This is a genomic window from Alloprevotella sp. (genome assembly GCF_057240785.1).
On the sequence record NZ_DBHHRH010000008.1, the window covers coordinates 52,896 to 75,042 of the forward strand.

The window sequence follows — 22,147 nt, forward strand, 5'->3', positions numbered from 1 at the left end:
AATCCCTTATGCGCTACTTCCTTATTGCTGGTGAGGCCAGCGGAGATTTACACGCGGCCCATTTGATGAAAGCTCTGCAGGCTGAAGATCCCGAAGCCGAGTTCCAATATTATGGTGGAAACAATATGCAGGCCGTTGCGCCGGGATGCTTGCGCCACTACGAAGACTTGGCTTATATGGGCTTTATTCCTGTGTTGCTCCACGCTCGCACTATCCTGTGCGGGATGCGGCAGTGCAAGGATCAGATTAGAGCTTATCGGCCGGATGTGGTTATTTTGGTGGACTATCCGGGCTTTAATCTCTCCATCGCGCGCTTTGTTCACGCGGAGCAAATCTGCCCTGTCTTCTATTATATCTCCCCCAAAATCTGGGCTTGGAAGGAGCGGCGCATCAAGAACATTCGTCGCGATGTCGACCGCCTTTATTCTATTCTGCCGTTTGAGGTAGACTATTTCAAACGGAAACACAACTATCCCATCACTTATGTAGGCAATCCCACCATGGATGAGGTGGATGCTTTTGTCCGTCAGCACGGACTGCCTGCTCCCAACGGACGCACCCTCGCTTTACTGCCTGGCAGTAGACGGCAGGAGGTGTCGGACAATCTCTCGCGTATGCTCTTGGCGGCTGCTCCCGTACTTGCGGAGCGCGATATGCTGGCTGAGATTGCCGTTGCTCCGGCTTTGCCGCTCGATTTCTATGAGCGCATCATCAGTGCGTCGGGCGTGGAGCGCAGCAGGGTGAAACTGGTGGAGAATCAGACTTATGCGTTGCTGTCGCGCTCAACGGCGGCTCTCGTCACCTCTGGGACCGCCACGCTCGAAACGGCTCTGTTCCGCGTTCCACAAGTGGTGTGCTACTACATCACGTTGGGGCCGCTCTTCCGCCTGCTGCGTCGCCTTTTTTTGAAAGTTCCTTTCGTCTCTTTGGTCAATCTCGTGGGCGGCGAAGAGATTGTGCCCGAACTCATAGCCGATGAAATGAACGTGAGGAATGTTCGCTGCCAACTGGAGTCTATCCTCCCCAACGGCCGCTGCCGCGAAGCGCAGTTGCAGGGCTATGAGCGAATGGCCAAGATTCTCGGGCAACCCGGCGCTCCCGAACACGCTGCTCAGGACATGGTCAAGGCGCTGAGAGAAAAGAGAAACGCCCAATAGTCCGCCTCATCTGTCTTCGCTGAAAAAGTTTCTCCCAACTCATCCGACTGATCCTCTTCGGTGGAGAGACCGCAAAAGAGAATCGCCACCGCTGGCTGATTTTCTGCTCTCCTAAGAAAAATTGTGTAACTTTGCCTCAACATCACTAATAACACTATCCGTTATGCAAAAACTCGCACATCTTTTTGCTCAAAAACTGCTTCAAGTTGAAGCTATCAAACTGCAACCCGAAGCTCCCTTCACTTGGGCCAGCGGCTGGCTCTCTCCGTTCTATTGCGACAACCGCAAAGTGCTCGCCTTCCCTGACGTGCGCTCATTCGTGAAACTCGAATTGTGCCGCCTCATCCTCGAAACTTATCCTGAAGCTGAGGCTGTGGCTGGCGTGGCTACGGGGGCTATCGCGCAAGGTGCACTGGTGGCCGACGAACTGGGACTCCCTTTCAGCTATGTCCGTTCAAAACCCAAAGACCATGGGATGCAGAATCTCATTGAGGGACAAGTGGATCCTGGTGCTAAAGTTGTCGTGGTGGAGGACTTGATTTCCACGGGCGGCAGTAGTTTGAAGGCTGTGCAGGCTTTGCGCGACCACGGTTGCGAGGTGCTCGGCATGGTGGCCAGCTATACCTACGGTTTCGAAGTGGCTCGCAAGGCGTTTGAGGAGGCTAATGTCGAACTCACCACGCTGACCAACTACGAAGCAGTGGTGGAAACGGCTCTCCAAACGGGATATATCAGCGAGCAGCAAGTTCCCCTGCTCCACGATTGGCGCAAAGACCCCGCCAACTGGGGCAAGAAATAAATGGCAGCCTCATTCTTTCGTCGGGAAACATTGAGGTGTCCGCCCCTCTCAAGAGGTAGGCTCAGCCCGATGAGTGAGTAATTCTTTATCATCATATAGCCCCTTCCGCGCGCTCTTATGGAGTGGCGGAAGGGGCTTATTGTGTCCGTTTCCTTATTCCTCGTATCTTTTTATTATCTTTGCCGCCCAACAAACACAATAAGAATATGGGATTAAGCAAATATGAAAGCGAAGTGAAACATGTGGCGCAGCCGCAGCAGCAACTATACGAACGTTTCAGCAACCTACGCAATCTGGAGGGCATCAAAGAGCGTCTCTCCGATCCCGCCGTACAAGAGCGCATGGCGGCAGAGTTGCCCGCCGACAAGTTGGAGCAGGCTCGCCAGCAGTTTCAGAACGTGGAATTTACAGAGGACGCCATCTTGCTCACAACGCCTGTGGGAAAAATCACCTTCCGCGTGGTGGAGCGCGAAGAACCCAAACTCGTCAAGATGGGGAGCGAAGGCAGCCCCATCCCCTTGACCATCTGGATTCAGATGCTCCCAACGGATGCTTACTCCAGCAAACTCCGCGTCACCGTTGGGGCGGAAGTCAATATGTTTATGAAAGGCATGGTGGCAAAACCTCTCCAGCAGGCTGCCGATGGATTGGCCAACATCTTGAGCGTACTGCCATGATGCGCCATTGGAGTTGGGCGGTGACGCTTGCAATCCTCTTTTTACTCTCGGCGTGTTCGTCCACGCCGGAGTATGCTCGCGTACGCGCTTTCTATCGTTGTGCCAACGTGGCAGGAGCTCCGGCTCTGATGCACGCCTTAGCTCCCAACAGCGGTGTGTTCTGCACCATCCGTTTCTCGGGAAGTATGAGTTATGTGGACTATATGAACACCGCGGGGGAGCGGTCGCGCCAGAATCTCTCGGCAGCTGACAAATCCTACGGTATGCCGCAGTTTATCGCCGGCTTTATCGTGGGTCAGCTTCCCACGGCAACGCTCTCTGGCAAAGGACTGGTGGCCTACGACTTGGTATGCCCCAACTGCTACGCTTCTTCCTTCATCCAACGCTCTTTGGAATTCTCCACACAGGATGCCACACTCGTCCATTGCAGTAGGTGCCGACGCATCTACAGCCTTGCCAACGAAGGCGCCGTGGTGGAAAATGCGCAGAGCGAAAAGGATAAGAAACTCTATCAATACCACATCCAATACGGCAATAATGCGATGGTCATCACCAACTGACAAAGCATAACAATCAGTAAAGGCTCATCCCCCCTTATAGATAAGAGGATACAACATTGTTGCAGGTATCTTTTTATCACTTATACTTCTTAAAAAAACAATAGCTTTAGCTAAATAGAAGCCTAGAAGAGAATATACATTTTGCTATTAAATAAGGCCTTTTAATTGTATATTCTCTTTTTTCTGAAATTACAAACAAAAAAAAGTATTATATATTTGCAATATACATATATAATATCTATTTTTGCAAAAACCAAGTTAACAATATACAGAGTTTTTTGAATTATGTATAAGTCCATAAGTTTTCAATAATGAAAGTTCATCTTAACTCTCGAAGTTTATGAATATATAATTCTTTATCTAAATCCTTACATTATGAAAAAGATATTTTTTTTAATTGTACTTCCTTTAGTGATAGTATTATTCAGCGGTTGCAAGGAAGACTCTTTCGATTTGAATGATTACACTGAGAGTAAGCATTATGTTAATTCATACGTGCTGCCCAACACCATGGTTGTAGAACCTGCTGAGACTGAAAAGGGTACGCCTGAAGGTTTGAAAGTACGCTTTAATGGGGTTGTTCTGACTCATTTCGCCGGTACGTATGATCCCGGCTTTCTTCAGATTGCAAAAGTTAATGGTGATACAGCATACAATAAGGGGACAACACACTTCCGACAGGAAGCATTGGGAACACCCATTCGCAGTATCAATGTCGTAGCACTTGACAATATGGACGCAGCACATCCTGCTGGTAGTTCGCTCAATGATGTACTGACAGTGAAAAGCGTTCCACTCAATGACTATTTTAAGCACCATTATGACAGAAAGTTTTTTCGTACGAATCAAGAGCAGATTCTAAAGTTATCCGCAAATCAAGTGTTAGAAAAGATGTGGGATGATTCGTTCTTACATTTCTATTATACAGCAAATCCTGCTCTTGTGCTTCCACCTGTAGAAGTCACCATTGAACTGCAAAATGGAACAACCTTAAAGACAAGGAGCAATCAATGAATGTAGTTTTTCATTCATTGAGCTGATATAAAAGAGGAAAGTAGCCACAACGAAACAGTGGGCTACTTTCTTTTTTCTGATAATTTTCAAACAGCAGCGTAAAGAGAACTCCTTTTCCTCTTATTTATCATATAAAGATACGGTTATCTCAATTTACCTCCCGAAAATTTGTCAGTTTCCGAATCATAGCTTATCTTTGCACCCAGTTCTGCCCGAATGGTGGAATGGTAGACACGAGGGACTTAAAATCCCTTGGTCAGTAATGGCTGTGCGGGTTCGAGTCCCGCTTCGGGCACGGAAAGTTCCCAATCACCTCGTGTGGGGCGGTTGGGACTTTTTAGTATTTGTTGGCAGAATGGTGGCTCAGAACTTTCGGTAAGTGCCTTGCCTTCGTCCCTCCGATAGGGCTGCTCAACGCTCCAAACATGGAATTCAACGATTATGGGAAGAAACAAATTTTCAGCAAAGGAAATAAAGGCTATCAGTAAGTTGTTGCGCAGAAAGAATGCTGGCAACCGCTATCAGCAGAAGCTCATACGCCATCAGTTGCGTGTGGACTACGAATTTAATATTTCCGATTTCAACGAGCCGGGCAAGGCGTTTGGCGAGGAGGATTTGCAGGCTGCCGTGGACCGCGGGGCAATCCAGGTGCTCGACGATGCTACCATCGAGGCGATGAAGGCGAAACGCGCGCGCGACAAGGCACAAAGAGAGACCGAGCAAATGCAGGATGCTGTGGACACAGGAGAAGCCACCGACTGGCAAGAGGCGATGCGCGAATGGCAGGCCTGGGAGGACGGACAGAAAACGGAAGAATAACGACAACGACCGTATGGAAAACTTCGCAGCTATTGATTTCGAAACGGCCAACAACCAGCGCACCAGCGTGTGTAGCGTGGGCGTTGTCATCTATAGGAATGGCGTTAAGGTGGACCAGTTCTATTCGCTCATCAAGCCCGAACCCGAAGTTTATAACTACTTCTGCACACAGGTGCATGGTCTCACAGCCATCGACACGCAGAGCGCGCCACTCTTCCCCGAGGTATGGGCCGAGATTGCGCCCCGCATAGAGGGCTTGCCCCTCGTGGCGCACAACAAAGCCTTCGACGAAAGTTGCCTGAAAGCCGTGTTCCGCTGCTATCAGATGGACTACCCCGATTATCCTTTCTATTGCACCCTCGCGCGCTCCCGACAAGTGTGGCCCGAAGGCTCTCACACCCTCGATCTCATCGCAGCTCGCTGTGGCTACGACCTTCAAAACCACCATCACGCCTTGGCCGATGCTGAAGCCTGTGCTGCCATAGCGCGGAAGATACTTTGAGAGATTCCTTTCCTTTACTTTATACGGCGACACCTTGTGTCGTCTTTTTTTATGCATTACTTCGAACCCTTGGGGCGTTTAAGTGAATATATCCCACTATATTTGCAGGCGAAAAAAATCCTTACATAATAAGAAATGGAAGAACCTATCACACTGGTGGTCGTGGACTGCCAATACGATTTCTGCCATCCCGCGGGCACGCTCTACGTGAAAGGGGCGGAAACAGCGGTGGAAAATATCCTCCACTTTATCTCAACGGCGAACAACATCGCGGAAGTGATTTTCACCGTTGACTGGCACCAAGCCAAAGACGATTCGTTTGCTCCGCAAGGCGGGCCGTGGCCGCCCCATTGCGTACGTTTCTCACAAGGCGCGCAGATCGACCCACGCCTCGTGCAAGCCTGCTTGGAGCGCGACATACCTTTTCAGGTGATACGCAAGGGGGAGGTGAAGGAAACCGAGGAGTATGGGGCTTTTCAATATATCTTGGAACTCGCCCATGGCAAATACCGCCTGGCCACTATGACCGACGAGGTGATTACGACCAACAGGCCCATGGCCATTTGCGGCGTGGCGGGCGACTTCTGTGTGCTGGAAACGCTGAAAAACCTCGTGAAGCGCATTTTCTCTGTCCGCGTCTTTGCCCAAGGTATTGCTTCCATCGATGGCGGTAAACGCCTGGACGACTATGTACGCCAAGAGAACTTGGAGTACTGCTGAGGAAAGTTTTTAGTCCACGAATGGACACGAATAAGGCGAAGAAGCACGAATTTTTACTTATTGCTGAGCTTAGTTGATCGTTTCTCAAAACAACTAAAACAGCTGAAAATATCCTTATTGTGCGAGCGGATACAATAAAGGCGTCAGCTGACAGAATAAGACTGTCAGCTGACGCAATAAGGATATTTTCGAAGGGATTTTTTAGCCCACGAAAGAACACGAAGAAGGCGAAAGGACACGAATTTTATATCTTTTAGCTCATTAAGCTCTCGGACAAGTCGGACAACTCTGACCAGTCCGAAAACCACTACCTAAGCTAAGTAATAAGAAAAAAATTCGTGTCCCTTCGCCTTATTCGTGTTCTTTCGTGGGCTAAAAAAATCCCTTTCGTGGACAGAAGAAAGCAGGGAGCAGAGTACTCCCCCACTACCCCACGCTGCCTTCGAGACTCACACTAAGGAGCTTCTGGGCCTCAACGGCAAACTCCATCGGGAGCTTATTGATGACATCCTTGGCATAGCCATTGACGATGAGGTCGACGGCGTTTTCGGTGGGGATGCCGCGTTGGTTGCAGTAGAAGAGCTGGTCTTCACTGATTTTCGAGGTCGTGGCTTCGTGCTCCACAATGGCGTTGTTGTGGTGAACGTCGATGTAAGGGAACGTGTGTGCACCGCATTTATCGCCCAACAGGAGTGAATCGCACGAACTATAGTTGCGCGCACCCTCCGCATGAGGACCGCATTTCACAAGTCCGCGATAAGAATTCTGGCTGTGGCCTGCGGAGATACCTTTGGAAACGATGGTGGAGCGCGTGTTGCGTCCGAGGTGCACCATCTTTGTTCCGGTGTCAGCTTCCTGGTAGTTGTTGGTCACGGCCACGCTGTAGAATTCGGCTTGGCTGTTGTCCCCCATCAAGATGCAGGAGGGATATTTCCATGTGATGGCCGAACCGGTCTCCACCTGCGTCCAAGAGAGTTTTGAGTTCTCCCCGCGGAGCTGTCCGCGCTTTGTGACGAGGTTGTAAACGCCTCCCTTGCCCTCGGCATCGCCCGGATACCAGTTTTGAACGGTGGAATATTTCACTTCCGCGTCTTTATTGACCACAATCTCAACGATGGCAGCATGGAGCTGGTTTTCGTCGCGCATCGGAGCGGTACATCCCTCCAGATAGCTGACATAGCCGCCGTCATCGCATACGATGAGCGTGCGCTCAAACTGTCCTGTGTTGCGGGCGTTGATGCGGAAATAAGTGGAGAGTTCCATCGGGCAACGCACGCCTTTGGGGATGTAGACGAAAGAACCATCGGAGAAAACAGCACTGTTGAGGGCGGCAAAGAAGTTGTCGCGATAGGGCACGACAGAGCCGAGATATTTGCGGACGAGTTCGGGATTTTCACGAATGGCCTCAGAGATACTGCTGAAGATGACCCCTTTCTCTGAGAGGCGTTCCTTGAAGGTGGTTTTGACGGAAACGGAGTCCATCACAGCATCTACGGCCACGCCGCTCAATGCCATACGTTCTTCGAGGGGGATACCCAACTTGTCGAACGTGCGCATCAGTTCGGGGTCGATTTCCGTCTTGCCGTTCGGTTTTTTCTTTGTTGGGTCGGCGTAGTAAGAGATGGCTTGGTAGTCGATCTCAGGGAGATTGACGTGTCCCCAAGTGGGTTGCTTGAGTGTGAGCCAGTAGCGATAGGCCTTCAAGCGGAAGTTGAGCATCCACTCTGGTTCCTCCTTTCGGCGGGATATTTCGCGGATGACCTCTTCATTGAGGCCGCTATCGATGATATCAGTCTTAACGTCCGTGGTGAAGCCGTATTCGTATTTTTTCTCGGCTACACTGCGGACGAATTCATTTTGTTCTGCCATAATGATTGAGTTTTCGGCCAGCGTTAATGCTTCTTCGGCTTATCGCTGGTAGTTTTCTTTCGATGAGTGGGCTTTTGCTTGTGGCTAACATCCACCCAAACGGTGTCGCCTACCGTTTGCTGAGCGCGCAGACTATCGGAATCGACGGTCGATGAGGATGCCTCCGTAGAAGCATGGTCGAACGCCCAGCCGAGGAAGCCTTTGCAGGGAGCATAGAGGTAGGATGTTGATGTCTTGCTCTCGTCGAGAATGCGGAGACCTCCCATCACGTTGAGGACGCAGCTAAGGAGAATGAGATATTTCACTACGCTGACGCCCACGCCGAGAAGACTGTTGGGAAGCCCGAGGCACATACCTTTGAGTGCCTTTGTCACGACCTTTGCCACAAAGCCGAGGGCGATGGGCACGATGATCCAAAGGATGAAGAAAGCCACGACGCTGGTCATCATGTTGGTCTGACTACCGTCGACAGTGAGGTATTCGCCCAACGTGGAGTAGAACGTGGCGGCCACAAACAGGCCGAGCAAGAATCCGACGGCACTGGCGAGCTGCTTCACAAAGCCGTCGTGCCAACCGTCGTAGATGGCCCACAAAAGGACTATAAGTAAGAAAATGTCCAACATTGCTGTTCCTATATATATTATATGTGTAGAAAAAACGGATGAAAGGATTGGGAGAGAATCCTTTCCAACCTTTCATCCGTCAGTATATCAAAAACTGTGCCTTTGGAGTGTTGGCCGGCCGCTCCCTTCTCGCGGAGAAGGGTTTGCGGCAAGTCAGCAGTCCGCGTGCTGTTTACTTCAGTTTCTGCTTGATTTCGATTTCTTCGTAGGTCTCGATGATATCGCCCTCCTTGATGTCGTTGCAGTTGGCAAGGCTGATACCGCACTCGAAGTTCGTGCTCACTTCCTTCACATCGTCCTTAAAGCGTTTCAGGGCGTTGATAGCGCCGGTGAACACTACGATACCGTCGCGAATGAGGCGGGCCTTATCGGTGCGCTTCACCTTACCGTCGGAGACATAAGCACCGGCTACAGTACCCACCTTGGAGATGTGGTAAACCTGGCGCACGTCGATGGTAGAAGTAACCTGTTCTTTGACAATCGGCTTCAACATACCTTCCATAGCCTGGCGCACATCGTCGATAGCGTCGTAGATGACGGAGTATTGACGAATTTCGACACCTTCCTTATCGGCCAACTTGCGGGCTGCCTGACTCGGACGAACCTGGAAGCCTACGATGACAGCTTCTGAGGCTGCCGCCAGCGTCACGTCGTTCTCGCTGATCTGTCCCACGCTCTTGTGGATGACATTGACCTGAATGGTCGGCGTGCTGAGCTTGATAAACGAGTCGGAGAGTGCTTCGACAGAACCGTCCACGTCGCCCTTGACGATGATATTGAGCTCTTGGTAGTCGCCCTGCTTGAGACGGCGGCCGATTTCATCGAGCGTCAGCATCTTCTGCGTACGGAGGTCCTGCTCACGCTGGAGCTGTTCGCGCTTAGATGCAATCTCGCGCGCTTCTTGCTCAGAGGACATCACGTGGAACTGGTCGCCGGCCTGCGGTGCGCCATTGAAACCGAGGAGCGTAGCGGCCATAGCGGGGGCCACCTCCTGGATGCGCCCTCCGCGCTCATTGAAGAGCGCTTTCACGCGGCCGAAGCTCGTTCCGGCCAGTACGATGTCGCCCTGACGGAGCGTTCCGTTGCTCACGAGGACTGTGGCAGTGTAGCCGCGGCCCTTGTCGAGGGTGGATTCAATAATCGTACCCATGGCGTTGCGGTTCGGGTTGGCCTTGAGTTCAAGCATATCGGCTTCGAGGAGTACTTTCTCGAGCAATTCCTTAACGCCGATGCCCTTCTTGGCACTGATGTCTTGACTTTGGTACTTACCGCCCCACTCTTCCACGAGGAAGTTCATCGCTGCCAGGCTTTCCTTGATCTTATCGGGGTTTGCAGCAGGCTTGTCGATTTTGTTGATGGCGAAAACGATAGGCACATTGGCCGCCATAGCGTGGTTGATGGCCTCTTTCGTTTGCGGCATGATGTCGTCATCGGCTGCAATGATGATGATAGCAATGTCGGTGACCTGTGCACCGCGGGCACGCATGGCCGTGAAGGCTTCGTGACCCGGCGTATCCAAGAAGGTGATGTTTCGGCCGCTATCGAGCGTCACGTTGTAGGCTCCGACGTGCTGCGTGATACCACCCGCCTCACCGGCAATAACGTTGGCGTTGCGGATGTAGTCGAGCAATGATGTCTTACCGTGGTCTACGTGACCCATCACCGTGACAATCGGTGCGCGGGGCTTGAGATCTTCTTCAGCATCTTCCACCTCGGCCACAGCATCCTGCACCTCTGCACTGATGTATTCGGTCTTGTAGCCAAATTCCTCGGCTACAATATCGATGGTCTCTGCTTCGAGACGCTGGTTGATGCTGACCATCATACCGATGTTCATACACGTAGCGATGACTTTCGTTACGGGAACATCCATCATCGTTGCGAGCTCGTTGGCTGTCACAAACTCGGTGAGCTTGAGCACCTTGCTCTCTGCTTTTTCTTCCCGACGTAGCTCTTCTTCCTGGGCACGCACTTGTTCGCGTTTCTCCTTGCGGTATTTTGCACCTTTGTTCGTCTTGGACTTATTAGTGAGGCGTGCAAGCGTATCGCGTACCTGCTTTGCTACATCTTCGTCGCTAACTTCTTGCTTCACCGGAGCTTTACCGCGGCGATTGTTCTTCTTGCCGCCACCCTGGTTGTTGCCGTTGTTCTTAGCGTTGTTATTGTTGTTGCGATTACGGTTTCCACCGCCACCTTGCTGATTGGCAGCCGCGTTAATATCCACGCGCTGTCCACCACCGATGCGGTTGCGTTTTTTCTTTTCTCCGTTAGCGTTTTGCTGCTTGTTTTCGCGCTCCTTGCGGCGTTCTTCTTTCGTTTTCTTCTTGGGACGCGTGGAGGCATTGATAGCTGCCAGGTCGATAGTGCCGAGCACCTTCGGGCCTTGTAGTTCAGGCGTTGACTTGAGTTCGAATACGCCGTCCTTCACTTGGCCTATTTCGCGAGCACGTTCTTCCACGCTGGCTTTCTGCTTCTTCTGTGGCTCGGCTTTCGCCTCAGCTTTGGGAGCAGGAGTTGCAGGAGCCTCAGCAGGTTTCTTCTCGGGTTGTTCTGCTTTGGGCTGTGGTTTTTCGGCCTTAGGAGCTGGAGCAGCCTCAGGCTTTTTCTTCTCGGCAGGCTTCTCGGCCTTGGGAGCTTCTTTCTTGGGCTGTTCGGCAGGTGTAGCGGCTTTCGGTTCGAGGTCAATCTTTCCTACGACTTTCGGCCCTACCTGTGGGATTTCGGTTTTGATTTCTACCGCCTTCTTGCGTTCTTCCTTGGCTTTCTCCTTTTTGCGCTGTTCCTGTCGCTTCTCTTCTTGTCGAGTTTGGCGCAGTTTTTCAGCTTCGTTGCGGAGGTGCTCATCGGTTTGAAACTCCTTTTTCACCAAGGAGTACTGTTCGTCCGTCAGCTTCGTATTGGGGTTTACTTCCTCGAGCTTGTGACCTTTCTTTTCCAGAAAGTCGACGACGGTTTGCATTCCGACGTTGAATTCTTTGATAACTTTATTTAATCTGATAGCCATGCTTGTTTGTTAAAATGAGGTGCGGCTTTGCCGCGGGATGTGCTAATGTGCTGCTATTGATGGTTTGTTTTTGTGCTGTGCCGATGCTTAGTAATGTGTTTATGCCTTTGTTCCGAACAAGCCCGCAGGCCCTTACCACATCAGCACATTGGGTTCGTTTGCCGAACCTTACATCAGCACATTTTTTGACGGTCTCACGCTCGTTATTCTTCGAACTCGGCGCGAAGGACGCGGAGCACGTCGTCGACGGTCTCTTCCTCCAAGTCGGCCTTTTCGATGAGCATTTCGCGAGGAGCATTGAGCACGTCCTTAGCTGTGCGCAGACCGATGCCCTTGATAGAGTCGATGATCCACTGCTCTATTTCGTCGTTGAACTCGTCGAGGTAGATATCGTCCTCCTCGGGTTCGTTGCTGTCCGACTCGCGGAAGACGTCAATGGTGTATTCTGTCAGCATGGAAGCCAACTTGATGTTCATACCGCCCTTACCGATGGCCAGGCTCACCTCTTCGGGATTGAGATAGACCTCTGCTTTCTTGTTTATCTCATCCAGGATGATGCGATTGACTTGTGCAGGACTGAGTGCGCGCTGGATAAAGAGGGCGGTGTTCGTGGTGTAGTTGATCACGTCGATGTTCTCGTTGTGAAGTTCGCGCACGATACCGTGGATGCGGCTACCCTTCACGCCGACGCAAGCACCAACGGGGTCGATGCGGTCGTCGTAGCTCTCAGCGGCAATCTTTGCGCGTTCGCCCGGAATGCGGGCAATGCGGCGCAGACTGATAAGGCCATCGGCAATCTCGGGGATTTCGGCCTCGAGCAGACGCTGCAAGAATGCAGGACTGGTACGGCTCAGGAAGATTTTCGGGTTTCCGTTGGCATTGTCCACGCGGTCGATGACGGCGCGCACGGTGTCTCCCTTATGGAAGAAGTCGCGGGGAATCTGCTGGCTCTTGGGCAGCAGCAGTTCGTTGTTCTCATCGTCAACGAGGAGCGTCTCGTTCTTCCAAGTCTGATAGACCTCGGCAGAGATAATCTCGCCCACGCGATCCTTGTATTTGTTGTAGAGCGCGTCGTGTTCGAGTTCGAGCACTTTGCTCGCCAGCGTCTGGCGGAGCGTCAGGATGGCGCGGCGGCCAAACTTAGCAAACTCGATGGGCTCACTCACTTCTTCGCCCACTTCGTAGTCTTCGTCGATTTCGTGGGCTGCGCTGAGCGCAATCTGTTTGTTGTCGTCGGTCACTTCGCCGTCGGCCACGACTTCGCGATTACGATAGATTTCGCAGTCGCCTTTGTCGGGGTTGACAATCACGTCGAAGTTTTCATCAGAGCCGAAAATCTTGGCGATGACATTGCGGAAGCTCTCTTCGAGAACGCTCACGAGTGTCGTGCGGTCGATATTTTTCGTCTCCTTGAATTCAGAGAATGTGTCGATGAGACTGATTGTCTCAACTTTCTTAGTTGCCATATATTGTTTTGTTTTGTTTTTTCTGAGAGAGAGGGAGTCTTTTCTTGGTGGGCTCAGACTGGTCCGACGGGTCCGACGGGTCGGAGGTCCTATTGAGAGGGTTGGCTCTCGGACTGGTCCGACGGGTCCGATTTGTCCGACTGGTCCGACTTGTCGGAGGTCCTCTTGAGAGGACTGGAGCTCTTAAGAAAACTGATCCTCTTGATACCAAGAGACTAACAAGCCGCTTGGGGACCTGTTAGTCTACTTGAAATCGATCAGGAGGCGGGTCTCCTTGATGTCGGAGTATGGGAATGTATAGTCCACATCCATCATCTTGGGGCGCTTCTCGCCTTCCAGTTTCTTTTTCTCCTGAACCGTGAGCACGCAGCTTTCGGGTGTCACTTCTTTGAGTAGGCCGGAAAGTTTCTTTCCTTCACGCGTCAGCACTTCCACGCGGTCGCCTTGATGAATTTCATACTGTCGGAGCACCTTGAAAGGCTGACCGATGCCGGCACTGCCCACTTCCAGTTCGAAATCCGCTTCCTCGCGATCGAGATGAGCTTCGATAAATTTGCTCAGCTCTACACAGTCTTCAATCCATACGCCGTCCTGGTGGTCAATTTCTACCACAATACGATCGTCAGTACTGACAGTGAGGTCGGTCAGAAAGTAGTCCTTACCGTCCAACCATTCGTCAACCAGCGATTTTACTAACTTTTTGTCTATCATGTAATAGGGTTGTTGTCCTTAAAAAGAAGTGAGGAACTTTTGTTAAGTCCCTCACTACGACACCGCAAAATTACACATTTATAATATAGTCTGCAAATTTTTCGCAAAAAAAGTGTTTTTTCTGGCAAAAAGCAAGTCCCGACCCACTCAAAAGCGGTGCGTCGGTAGCCTTATTGTGTTGGCTGACGCAATAAGGCTGTCAGCTGACTTCCTTATTGTATCAGCTGACAGCCTTATGGGACAAATCGGACTGGTTAGACTGGTCAGACTGGTCCGACCAGTCAGAGACCGAGAGAATAAGGCACGGCTTCGCCTCGTTCCAGAGATTTTTTCACATCCAGAATGCGCTGGTTGCTACTTCCGCGAAACGGGAGGTCGGTATCGCGCAGGGCCTCAACATATCGGCCGTCCACGAGAACATCCAAAAGGCGCAGGAGGGAGAGTTGGGCCTCGTTGCGAATGAGCTGCTCGAAGGTGTAGCCTGTGTAGCACCAAATGGTTTTATCCGTACGGCTGCGGATGGCTTCGGCCAACTCGCGGAAGCCTTGGGGCTGAAACATCGGGTCGCCGCCGGTGAATGTGACGTTGGCAAAAGGATCGCTTTCTATTTCGGCCATGATTTGCTCCGTCGTCGTCGGCGTGCCGCGGTGAATATCCCACGATTGCGGATTGTGGCAACCAGGGCACTGATTCTCGCAACCAGCACAATAGATGGAGGTGCGGAAGCCCGGACCGTCCACCATTGTGTCGTGCACTATCTGAAGTAGGGAAATCATTGCGCCGTGAGGGTTAGTTTTTGCCGTCGGCAGGCGTGTCCACGTGGGTCACGCGGTCGTGCAGTTCGGCGAGTTTTCCAGAATTCCAGCGGTCGGTTGTGCCCACGAGGTAGCCCGTGATGCGCTGCAAGCGGTCCACATGTTGGCTGCCACACTTAGGACACGTTTCCAGATTGGCCTCCGCATTCTCGTAACCACAGTCCATGCAGCGATTGCGGTTGTGGTTCACAGAGCCGTAGCCCATATTGTAGCGGTCCATCATGTCCACTACGCTCATGATCACCTGCGGGTTGTGCGTAGCATCGCCGTCTATTTCGACATAGAAGATATGGCCACCGCGCGTCAGGTCGTGGTAAGGAGCTTCCACCTGGGCTTTGTGAAGTGCCGAGCACTTGTAGTAAACCGGCACGTGGTTAGAGTTCGTGTAGTAGTCACGATCCGTCACGCCCTCAATCAGGCCAAATTCTTTGCGGTCACGCTTTGTGAATTTGCCGCTCAAGCCCTCTGCCGGCGTGGCCAGGACAGAATAGTTGTGCTGATAACGCTCGCTAAATTCGTTGGCACGATCGCGCATATAGGTCACTATGCGAAGTCCCAACTGCTGGGCTTCTTCGCTCTCGCCGTGGTGTTGGCCGATGAGCGCCTTGAGGCATTCCGCCAGTCCGATAAAGCCGATGCCGAGCGTGCCTTGATTGATGACACTTTCGATAGAGTCCTCGGGCTTGAGGTGGTCGGCATCAATCCAGAGATACTTCATGAGCAGCGGGAACTGCTTTGCCATGGCTGTTTTCTGGAACTGTAAACGCTCGTCGAGTTGGCGTGCTGTCACCTCGAGCATTTTATCCAGCTTGGAGAAGAAAGCGTTGATACGCTCTTCCTTATTGTTGATGCCCATACATTCGATGGCCATACGAACGATATTGATCGTGGAGAAACTCAGATTGCCGCGCGCCACGCTGGTCTTTGGTCCGAAACGATTTTCGAACACACGTGTGCGGCAGCCCATAGTGGCCACCTCCCAACGATAGCGTTCGGGATCGTCGGCACGCCAAGAGGAGTGCTGATTGAAAGTGGCATCGAGATTGAGGAAATTAGGGAAGAAACGGCGCGCCGTCACCTTGCAAGCCAACTGGTAAAGGTCGTAGTTGGGATCTTCGGGCAAATAATTGACACCGCGTTTCTTCTTCCAAATCTGAATGGGGAAGATGGCCGTCTCCCCATTGCCCACGCCTTCGTATGTACTCTTGAGGATTTCGCGCATAACGCAGCGACCTTCCGCACTCGTATCTGTGCCGTAGTTGATGCTGGAGAACACTACCTGATTACCGCCGCGCGAATGGATGGTATTCATATTATGAATGAAAGCTTCCATGGCTTGGTGAACACGGTTAACTGTCTTGTTCACTGCGTGCTGACGTAGGCGCGCCTCGCCCTGCAAACCTTCGAGGGGGCGCAGCTCATAATCATCAACGGGAGCATCATACAGAGCAGAGAGTGACTCGCCCGTCAGTGCTTCCAGATTCTTCAGTTCCTCCTGATAAGTGGAGCGCACGTAGGGAGCCAGATAGAAATCGAAAGCTGGGATAGCCTGACCGCCGTGCATCTCGTTTTGGCAAGTCTCTAAGGAGATGCAAGCCAACACAGCTGCGGTCTCGATGCGCTTCGCTGGACGACTGCTGCCGTGACCTGCTGTGAAGCCGTGCTGCAAGATGATGTCGAGCGGGTGTTGCACACAGGTCAGACTCTTTGTGGGGTAGTAGTCCTTATCATGAATATGGAGCACGTTGTTGCGCACAGCTTCTTGGCTTTCTTCGCTTAGGAGGTAGTCGTCCACAAAAGGTTTGGTGGTTTCCGAAGCAAACTTCATCATCATTCCGGCCGGTGTGTCGGCGTTCATATTGGCATTTTCGCGCGTGATGTCGTTGTTCTTGGCGTTGACGATACTCATAAAGATGTCGCGCGTCTTTGCCTTGCGCGCTATGCTGCGCTGGTTGCGATAGGCGATATACTTCTGCGCCACATCCTTGCGCTTACTCTTCATCAGCTCCTTCTCAACGGAGTCTTGAATATCTTCTACGGTCATTTGACTCTTGCCGCGGAAGTTTACATGGTCCGTAACGAGGTTGATGAGGCTTTCGTCCTCCCCCTTGTCTGTGTGTAGCATCGCCTTTCTGATGGCTGCCTGGATTTTTTGTTCGTTGAAACCGACGATGCGTCCGTCGCGTTTCACTACAGTTTGTATCATTTCTCTCTGCTGTTTTAGTAGGTTAATTATTGCCTCAAAGCAAACCCGTCATGGCTTAACTTTTTAGCGACGCAAAATTACGAAACATATTTTGAAAATTATCGTTTTGGACAACTTTTTTATTGTACTAAATTTTTAATATACTAATAATCAATATTTTAATTTTTATTTTGGAAAACTTTCTTATTTTTCATCTCAACAAGAGTTTTCAAAAATAAAAATCAAATGTGATAACGAATCCTACATTTATGCTCACTTTTATCATCTCTATACTGCTCTTTCATAGACACTTTAGAAGCGTTTCGCTCGCTATGCTATCCTTCAGTAAGTGGACTTCTTTTATCGCTATCTCTTCTTTTTATTGTATCTTCGCGCCCACATATTTTAATAGACCTACAAATTCAGGACATTTTCTTAATTCCCTCCGCAAGTGGCGCAGGGCGGGTCAGATGAACAAATAATAATTTCTATAATAACAATCACACTCAATGAAACATTTCTTTCTAACACTCCTGTCCATAGTACTGGCGCTGAGCGTTGGCACTACGGCTCATGCGCAGACGGGGCAAGCACTGGTCAATCAGTACTTGCAATCGGGCGGCGTGTTCCGCATTGTCGGGAATCGCACGGCCAACTATGTGATGCAGGAGTACAACGGTGCAGCAAGAACTGCCCCACTCTCCGCAACGGACTACTCCCAAGCATGGGTGCTCCGCAAGTCGGGCAATGGTTTCTACCTCCAAAATGCGGCCACGGGCCACTACCTCAAAGAAAAAGACTACCCAACGCCGCAGGCTCTTACGAACGACGGCACGCTCTTTTACATCAAGTACAGCGCAAACAACACGGGCAACAGCACCTTTGTCACCATCAGCACTAAAGCCGACTTCTCCGACAAGTCTTGCCTACACGATGATGCGCAACACAATGTGGTGAAATGGTACGCGGGAGCTTCGCAGGACAACATGCCGTCCGACTGGACTTTGCAACCTGCCACGGACCTCAATGAGGCTACCATCGTGGGCAACCTCAATCAGGGCTACGTGACAACGCCGACGGCGAATACTTACTACTACCTCGTGAACAAAAGCTACCGCGACCGCGTGATGACAGAGGCCGTGGGTACGTCGACCGTTGCAGCAAAGGCGGTGCAGGCCAACAACTTCGCGCAGATTTGGCAGCTCGTCTCTAAAGGCGGGAATGACTATGCCCTCGTCAATGTCTTGACGGGCAAACGCATCAATAATGTGGGCAGTCTGTCGCAAGAATATACCACCTCCACCAATGGAGGCACTTTCACGCTGGCTAAATTTAACGATAAATGGACTGCCACCTACACACTGGCCGATAAGGGGACCACGCGAGGCCTCCACTGTTCAGAATCGCAGGGCTATTCCGTTGTGGGCTGGCACACCAACGCCGACGCCACAGGATGGTACTTCAAAACGGCTACCGTTGATCCTTCCGCTCTGGCTGCTGCACAGGCTGAATACCAGTCGCTGAGCACGCTGCAAACAAATACCGCGGCTTACACCACAAAATTGGCGAAGTATTTCACCGATGGTTCGTGCTCCGAACTCAAAGATCCCTACTCCACCATGTCTGCCGCTAATCTGACAACAGCGCTGACGGCCGATGGCTTCCCCGAAACCATTCGCCAGATGGTTCTCAAAGTGAGAAACAACAGTTGGGAGGTCTACAAGGCTGGTTGGGACAAGACGGAGAAAACCTTCCGTGTGGGTACTTACAAAGCCTATAGCTATGGTGGCTACGATGGCTGGGCGAAAATCCTAAAACTGGACTACAGATTGGGCCAACTGACAAACCCCACGGGTATCAGCGTGAAAGAGTACGACGTCTTGCAGGTCTATGTCGGTAGCATACCGACCGGACAGAAAGTGAAGCTCGAAATCGTAGGCGAAGGCTCTGCTACGGGTACACAGATAGGACTTAAAGAAGGCTACAACGTGATCTCTTCACCGGCAGAAGGCACCGTCTTCGTCAACTATGATGTGAACAATATCATCAATCAGAACACTTTCACGCCGCTCAGCACTTACGCCCCGGTTAATGTACACATCGAGGGCGGCACAATAAACGGCTATTTCGACCTGACACGTGGCGACAACGACACGGATTGGGCCAATTTGCAGCAATATCTGCTCAAAGGCAGCAGCGTCTTAGATCTCAAGACGGAACAACTCATCTTCCACATGAACAAAGACCGCGTGACGAGCGCCTGCCCTACGGAGATGACGAAACTCCTTACTACCTGGAACACGCTCATCGACTGGGAGCGCGAGATGATGGGACTGGAGGAATACAAGGGCTACTTTAATAGTATGCTCACTTGTACGAGTATCGACCGTAGCTATATGTTTGCCTCCAACTACGGCACTTACTACAATAATGGTACTTTGTCCACCATCATGAACCCCAACCAAATGACCACCAGCGGTGGTGCACTGTGGGGCCCGGCCCATGAAAACGGCCACATCCATCAGAAGCTCATCAACATGATTGGCCAAACGGAAATTTCCACCAATCTCTTCTCCAACATTGCCGTATTCCGCCAAGGCCACAACACGAGTCGCGCCACATCAACTGCCACAACGCTGAAGAACATGGCCAATGGCGTGTTCTGGAACGACCGCGGCCTCTGGGAACGTGTCCATCTCTACTATCAGCTCTATCTCTTCTTCCACGCCACAGGTAAGGACACATCCTTCTATCCGAACCTCTTCAAGGCTTTCCGCAAAGGTCCTGAACTCAACCAGCGGGCCGAAACTTTCGTGCCGGCTACGGAGGACTATCTGCGCTTCTATGAAACGGTATGTAAGGTCAGCGGCTACGACATGACGGAGTTCTTCCAAGCTTACGGCTTCTTTGAGATTCCGACGATGCAAGAGTACACACTGAATGGTACCACACAGAAGGCCTACCACGTAGGGGACTACTCCAACTACTACATCACGATCACGCAGCAGATGATTGATGAATCCAAAGCGCGCGTAAAGGCGATGCACCTCACCAAGAACGGCGGCAACGCTGCCTTTATCGAGGACCGTATCACAGCTCCCTTGGCCACCTACGAAGGCCACCAGCCGGGCGAACTCAAAACGGCGTTCAGCGACGAAGAGGAGAACCTCATCGGCAAGCATGGCGATGTGGGTCAGTACACCAGCTTCGACCAACCCTGCTCTGCCTACGAGTTCACCACATCAGTCACCAATCCCAGAGCTGTCCAGGCTGTGGGCACGGGCGCAGTAGGCTTTAAGGTTTACGACAAGGACGGTAACCTCGTCTTCATGGCCAACACCAATAAGTTCACGCTGCCGGAGAGCCTCGTAGGTCAGCCCTACACCATCAAGGCTGCCCAGGGCAACGGCGAAGATGTGCTCATGACGAAGGGCGAAGACCGCAGCACCATCACTTGGAAGGTGGTGGACAACAAGAACAATGTCTTACACACGTTCACCACTAACGACCTCACGAAAGGCTCTACTGTGACGACCTACCCCGCGGATATGCAGGCTTACACAAAACGCTTTGTCAACTTCATTCCTGCAACGCCCAACGTGGTGGCTAATGGTAACACAGTGGTCACGGTGAAGTATAATTTCACAGGTCCCTTCCTGCCGAGCACAACCACAAACTTGCGCTACTACTACCTCAAGGTGCGCGATGGCTACATCAACTACACGGCGAAAGCTCCCTACCTGCTCACCCCTGCCCCAAGTGCCACGAACAACAGTCAATGGGCGTTCATCGGTAACCCCTTCGAGGGCTTCCGCATCCTCAACGCGGCAACGGGTACGCAGCAGTCGCTCACCTTCGGCACTACCTACAACGGCGGCAACCCTGTTATGGGCACCACCGAAGACCGTTGGGAAATCATCGCCAACCAGAACGACGCTTCGGGCAAAAGCTTTAGCATCAAGGTGAAGGACAAAAACTGCTATTTCAACAAGTACGCCAATGAGGGCTACTTGAAATACTGGCAAGCATCGGCAAACGATGATGCGGGTTCTAATGTAATCGTCGAAGCGGCTCCTTCTGCCGAAGAATTCAACGGTTATTTCCGTCTGAAGAACACTCAGACCAACAAATATATCATGCTGGGCGCTGACGGCAACTTCTCCGTAACGGGCAACAGACCGATGATGAATCCTTCCAACGTTTTCTTGCTCGAACAGAACACGGATGGCACCATCCGCATGGGGCATGGCAACCGCTATGTGGCCAACAACACTTTCAAGGCCACAGATGCGCAGGAACAGGCCTATCCCATCCTCCTGCTTCGTTCGAACGCCAACAGCTATGCCCTTTATGCCAAGGACGGCCACGGCTTGGGCAACAGCTATTGGCAGAATAGCAGTGCAAGCGGAGCAAGTCTCAGCTTCCAAACAGGAGATGCTGGTGGTTCGAAATGGAAACTCGAACCGGCCACTACGCTCATCCTCCCGCTCATCCCCTTTGAGAATGCGGCTTACAGTACGGCGTACATGCCTTTTGCCTACACTGTGGACAACGGCGTAACCGCCAACATCATCAGCATTGCGGGCAGCACGGCCAAGACAACGGCCATCACCACCGTCCCCGCCGGAACGGGCGTTCTGCTTATCAGTCCGTCGGACGAAGTCACCATGGCCACGCTCAATATCGTTGCTCCAGCTCCGGAACTCACGCAGACCAATGTCCTGACAGGTACTTACACGCCGCAACTGGCCGATGGTTCGCAATACACCTTTAGCGCTGGTCCGGACCAGGATCGCTTAGGCTTCTACATCTACACTGCTGGTGCGCCGCTCAACCCCTATCGCGCCTACATCTCTGCCGCTTCTGCCGCTGGCGTTCGCGCTTTCCTCCTCGACCCACAGACGCTCACGGGCATCACATCTGCCACTGAGGACAACAAGCAGAAGGACATCTACGACCTCCAGGGTCGCCGCCTCAACAAGGTGAGCCGTCCTGGCCTCTACATCGTAAACGGTCAGAAGCAACTGAAGCGTTAAAGTCTCCATCTCGTCCTTTCCCAAAAGGGGAGAGGCGCATAAAAACTCTTATAACAACAGCAGCCACGCAAATTCAAAACATTGCGTGGCTGCTGCTTTTTTCAGACTGATCGGACAAATCAGACCGGTCCGACTGGTCCGACACCATTATTGCTAACAATAATATCCTTGAAACGGTTAAATTTAATAT

At 51.7% G+C, this 22,147-nt stretch carries 16 protein-coding genes and 1 tRNA gene; 10 read left to right on the plus strand and 7 right to left on the minus strand.

The features are described from left to right. The first annotated feature begins 8 nt into the window (after positions 1 to 8). The 9 genes from lpxB to ACO4R2_RS01880 all read left to right on the plus strand — a co-directional run bounded on the left by lpxB (position 9) and on the right by ACO4R2_RS01880 (position 6,248). Complete coding sequence (lpxB, locus tag ACO4R2_RS01840; RefSeq protein ID WP_484768950.1) at positions 9 to 1,157, plus strand: lipid-A-disaccharide synthase; 1,149 nt, start codon at positions 9 to 11, stop codon at positions 1,155 to 1,157. A gap of 163 nt (positions 1,158 to 1,320) precedes the next feature. Beyond that, positions 1,321 to 1,956: an orotate phosphoribosyltransferase gene (gene pyrE / locus ACO4R2_RS01845; protein ID WP_484768951.1), complete on the plus strand. Its 636-nt coding sequence runs from the start codon at positions 1,321 to 1,323 to the stop codon at positions 1,954 to 1,956. A 206-nt stretch (positions 1,957 to 2,162) separates the two neighbouring features. Continuing rightward, on the plus strand, positions 2,163 to 2,633 hold the full coding sequence (locus tag ACO4R2_RS01850; protein WP_183696239.1) for a hypothetical protein: 471 nt from the start codon (positions 2,163 to 2,165) through the stop codon (positions 2,631 to 2,633). Beyond that, entirely contained in the window at positions 2,630 to 3,193 is a 564-nt protein-coding gene (locus tag ACO4R2_RS01855) for a hypothetical protein (RefSeq protein WP_484768952.1), read from the plus strand. The genes ACO4R2_RS01850 and ACO4R2_RS01855 overlap by 4 nt, the downstream gene beginning before the upstream one ends. 375 nt (positions 3,194 to 3,568) lie before the next feature. Continuing rightward, positions 3,569 to 4,207 (plus strand): hypothetical protein, encoded by a 639-nt coding sequence (locus ACO4R2_RS01860; RefSeq protein WP_484768953.1) that lies wholly within the window; start codon positions 3,569 to 3,571, stop codon positions 4,205 to 4,207. Positions 4,208 to 4,417: 210 nt separating this feature from the next. Beyond that, positions 4,418 to 4,502 (plus strand) — tRNA-Leu (locus tag ACO4R2_RS01865). Between the two features lie 146 nt (positions 4,503 to 4,648). Beyond that, on the plus strand, positions 4,649 to 5,026 hold the full coding sequence (locus tag ACO4R2_RS01870) for a hypothetical protein (protein ID WP_484768954.1): 378 nt from the start codon (positions 4,649 to 4,651) through the stop codon (positions 5,024 to 5,026). 13 nt (positions 5,027 to 5,039) lie between these two features. Beyond that, positions 5,040 to 5,528: a 3'-5' exonuclease gene (locus tag ACO4R2_RS01875; protein WP_484768955.1), complete on the plus strand. Its 489-nt coding sequence runs from the start codon at positions 5,040 to 5,042 to the stop codon at positions 5,526 to 5,528. 135 nt (positions 5,529 to 5,663) lie between these two features. Continuing rightward, the gene (locus ACO4R2_RS01880) at positions 5,664 to 6,248 is read left to right on the plus strand and encodes an isochorismatase family protein (RefSeq protein ID WP_484768956.1); all 585 of its coding nucleotides are present in this window, start codon (positions 5,664 to 5,666) and stop codon (positions 6,246 to 6,248) included. 426 nt (positions 6,249 to 6,674) lie between these two features. On the opposite strand, the gene sufB is transcribed toward ACO4R2_RS01880, so the two are convergent. The 7 genes from sufB to ACO4R2_RS01915 form a co-directional block, all read right to left on the minus strand. After that, entirely contained in the window at positions 6,675 to 8,117 is a 1,443-nt protein-coding gene (gene sufB / locus ACO4R2_RS01885) for a Fe-S cluster assembly protein SufB (protein ID WP_315091216.1), read from the minus strand. A 23-nt stretch (positions 8,118 to 8,140) separates the two neighbouring features. Next, positions 8,141 to 8,740, minus strand: coding sequence for a CvpA family protein (locus ACO4R2_RS01890; RefSeq protein ID WP_484768957.1), 600 nt, complete (start codon positions 8,738 to 8,740; stop codon positions 8,141 to 8,143). Between the two features lie 172 nt (positions 8,741 to 8,912). Beyond that, entirely contained in the window at positions 8,913 to 11,744 is a 2,832-nt protein-coding gene (gene infB / locus ACO4R2_RS01895; protein ID WP_484768958.1) for a translation initiation factor IF-2, read from the minus strand. Positions 11,745 to 11,947: 203 nt separating this feature from the next. Then, a complete protein-coding gene (gene nusA, locus ACO4R2_RS01900) occupies positions 11,948 to 13,210 on the minus strand; it encodes a transcription termination factor NusA (protein ID WP_484768959.1) in 1,263 nt (420 codons plus the stop codon). 243 nt (positions 13,211 to 13,453) lie between these two features. Further along, positions 13,454 to 13,921: a ribosome assembly cofactor RimP gene (gene rimP, locus ACO4R2_RS01905; RefSeq protein ID WP_484768960.1), complete on the minus strand. Its 468-nt coding sequence runs from the start codon at positions 13,919 to 13,921 to the stop codon at positions 13,454 to 13,456. Between the two features lie 281 nt (positions 13,922 to 14,202). Beyond that, the gene (nrdG, locus tag ACO4R2_RS01910) at positions 14,203 to 14,697 is read right to left on the minus strand and encodes an anaerobic ribonucleoside-triphosphate reductase activating protein (protein WP_484768961.1); all 495 of its coding nucleotides are present in this window, start codon (positions 14,695 to 14,697) and stop codon (positions 14,203 to 14,205) included. A gap of 13 nt (positions 14,698 to 14,710) precedes the next feature. Next, positions 14,711 to 16,942 carry an anaerobic ribonucleoside triphosphate reductase gene (locus ACO4R2_RS01915; protein ID WP_484768962.1) on the minus strand — a complete coding sequence of 744 codons (2,232 nt, stop codon included), beginning with the start codon at positions 16,940 to 16,942 and terminating at the stop codon, positions 14,711 to 14,713. A gap of 488 nt (positions 16,943 to 17,430) precedes the next feature. Here ACO4R2_RS01915 and ACO4R2_RS01920 point away from each other — a divergent pair, with 488 nt between their 5' ends. Next, positions 17,431 to 21,957 carry a M60 family metallopeptidase gene (locus tag ACO4R2_RS01920; RefSeq protein ID WP_484768963.1) on the plus strand — a complete coding sequence of 1,509 codons (4,527 nt, stop codon included), beginning with the start codon at positions 17,431 to 17,433 and terminating at the stop codon, positions 21,955 to 21,957. Positions 21,958 to 22,147 lie beyond the last annotated feature (190 nt).

Bases quoted from the DNA above. Each gene is read 5' to 3' on its own strand.
- lpxB (WP_484768950.1), top strand. From the start codon at position 9: ATGCGCTACTTCCTTATTGCTGGTGAGGCCAGCGGAGATTTACACGCG.
- pyrE (WP_484768951.1), top strand. From the start codon at position 1,321: ATGCAAAAACTCGCACATCTTTTTGCTCAAAAACTGCTTCAAGTTGAA.
- ACO4R2_RS01850 (WP_183696239.1), top strand. From the start codon at position 2,163: ATGGGATTAAGCAAATATGAAAGCGAAGTGAAACATGTGGCGCAGCCG.
- ACO4R2_RS01855 (WP_484768952.1), top strand. From the start codon at position 2,630: ATGATGCGCCATTGGAGTTGGGCGGTGACGCTTGCAATCCTCTTTTTA.
- ACO4R2_RS01860 (WP_484768953.1), top strand. From the start codon at position 3,569: ATGAAAAAGATATTTTTTTTAATTGTACTTCCTTTAGTGATAGTATTA.
- ACO4R2_RS01870 (WP_484768954.1), top strand. From the start codon at position 4,649: ATGGGAAGAAACAAATTTTCAGCAAAGGAAATAAAGGCTATCAGTAAG.
- ACO4R2_RS01875 (WP_484768955.1), top strand. From the start codon at position 5,040: ATGGAAAACTTCGCAGCTATTGATTTCGAAACGGCCAACAACCAGCGC.
- ACO4R2_RS01880 (WP_484768956.1), top strand. From the start codon at position 5,664: ATGGAAGAACCTATCACACTGGTGGTCGTGGACTGCCAATACGATTTC.
- sufB (WP_315091216.1), bottom strand. From the start codon at position 8,117: ATGGCAGAACAAAATGAATTCGTCCGCAGTGTAGCCGAGAAAAAATAC.
- ACO4R2_RS01890 (WP_484768957.1), bottom strand. From the start codon at position 8,740: ATGTTGGACATTTTCTTACTTATAGTCCTTTTGTGGGCCATCTACGAC.
- infB (WP_484768958.1), bottom strand. From the start codon at position 11,744: ATGGCTATCAGATTAAATAAAGTTATCAAAGAATTCAACGTCGGAATG.
- nusA (WP_484768959.1), bottom strand. From the start codon at position 13,210: ATGGCAACTAAGAAAGTTGAGACAATCAGTCTCATCGACACATTCTCT.
- rimP (WP_484768960.1), bottom strand. From the start codon at position 13,921: ATGATAGACAAAAAGTTAGTAAAATCGCTGGTTGACGAATGGTTGGAC.
- nrdG (WP_484768961.1), bottom strand. From the start codon at position 14,697: ATGATTTCCCTACTTCAGATAGTGCACGACACAATGGTGGACGGTCCG.
- ACO4R2_RS01915 (WP_484768962.1), bottom strand. From the start codon at position 16,942: ATGATACAAACTGTAGTGAAACGCGACGGACGCATCGTCGGTTTCAAC.
- ACO4R2_RS01920 (WP_484768963.1), top strand. From the start codon at position 17,431: ATGAAACATTTCTTTCTAACACTCCTGTCCATAGTACTGGCGCTGAGC.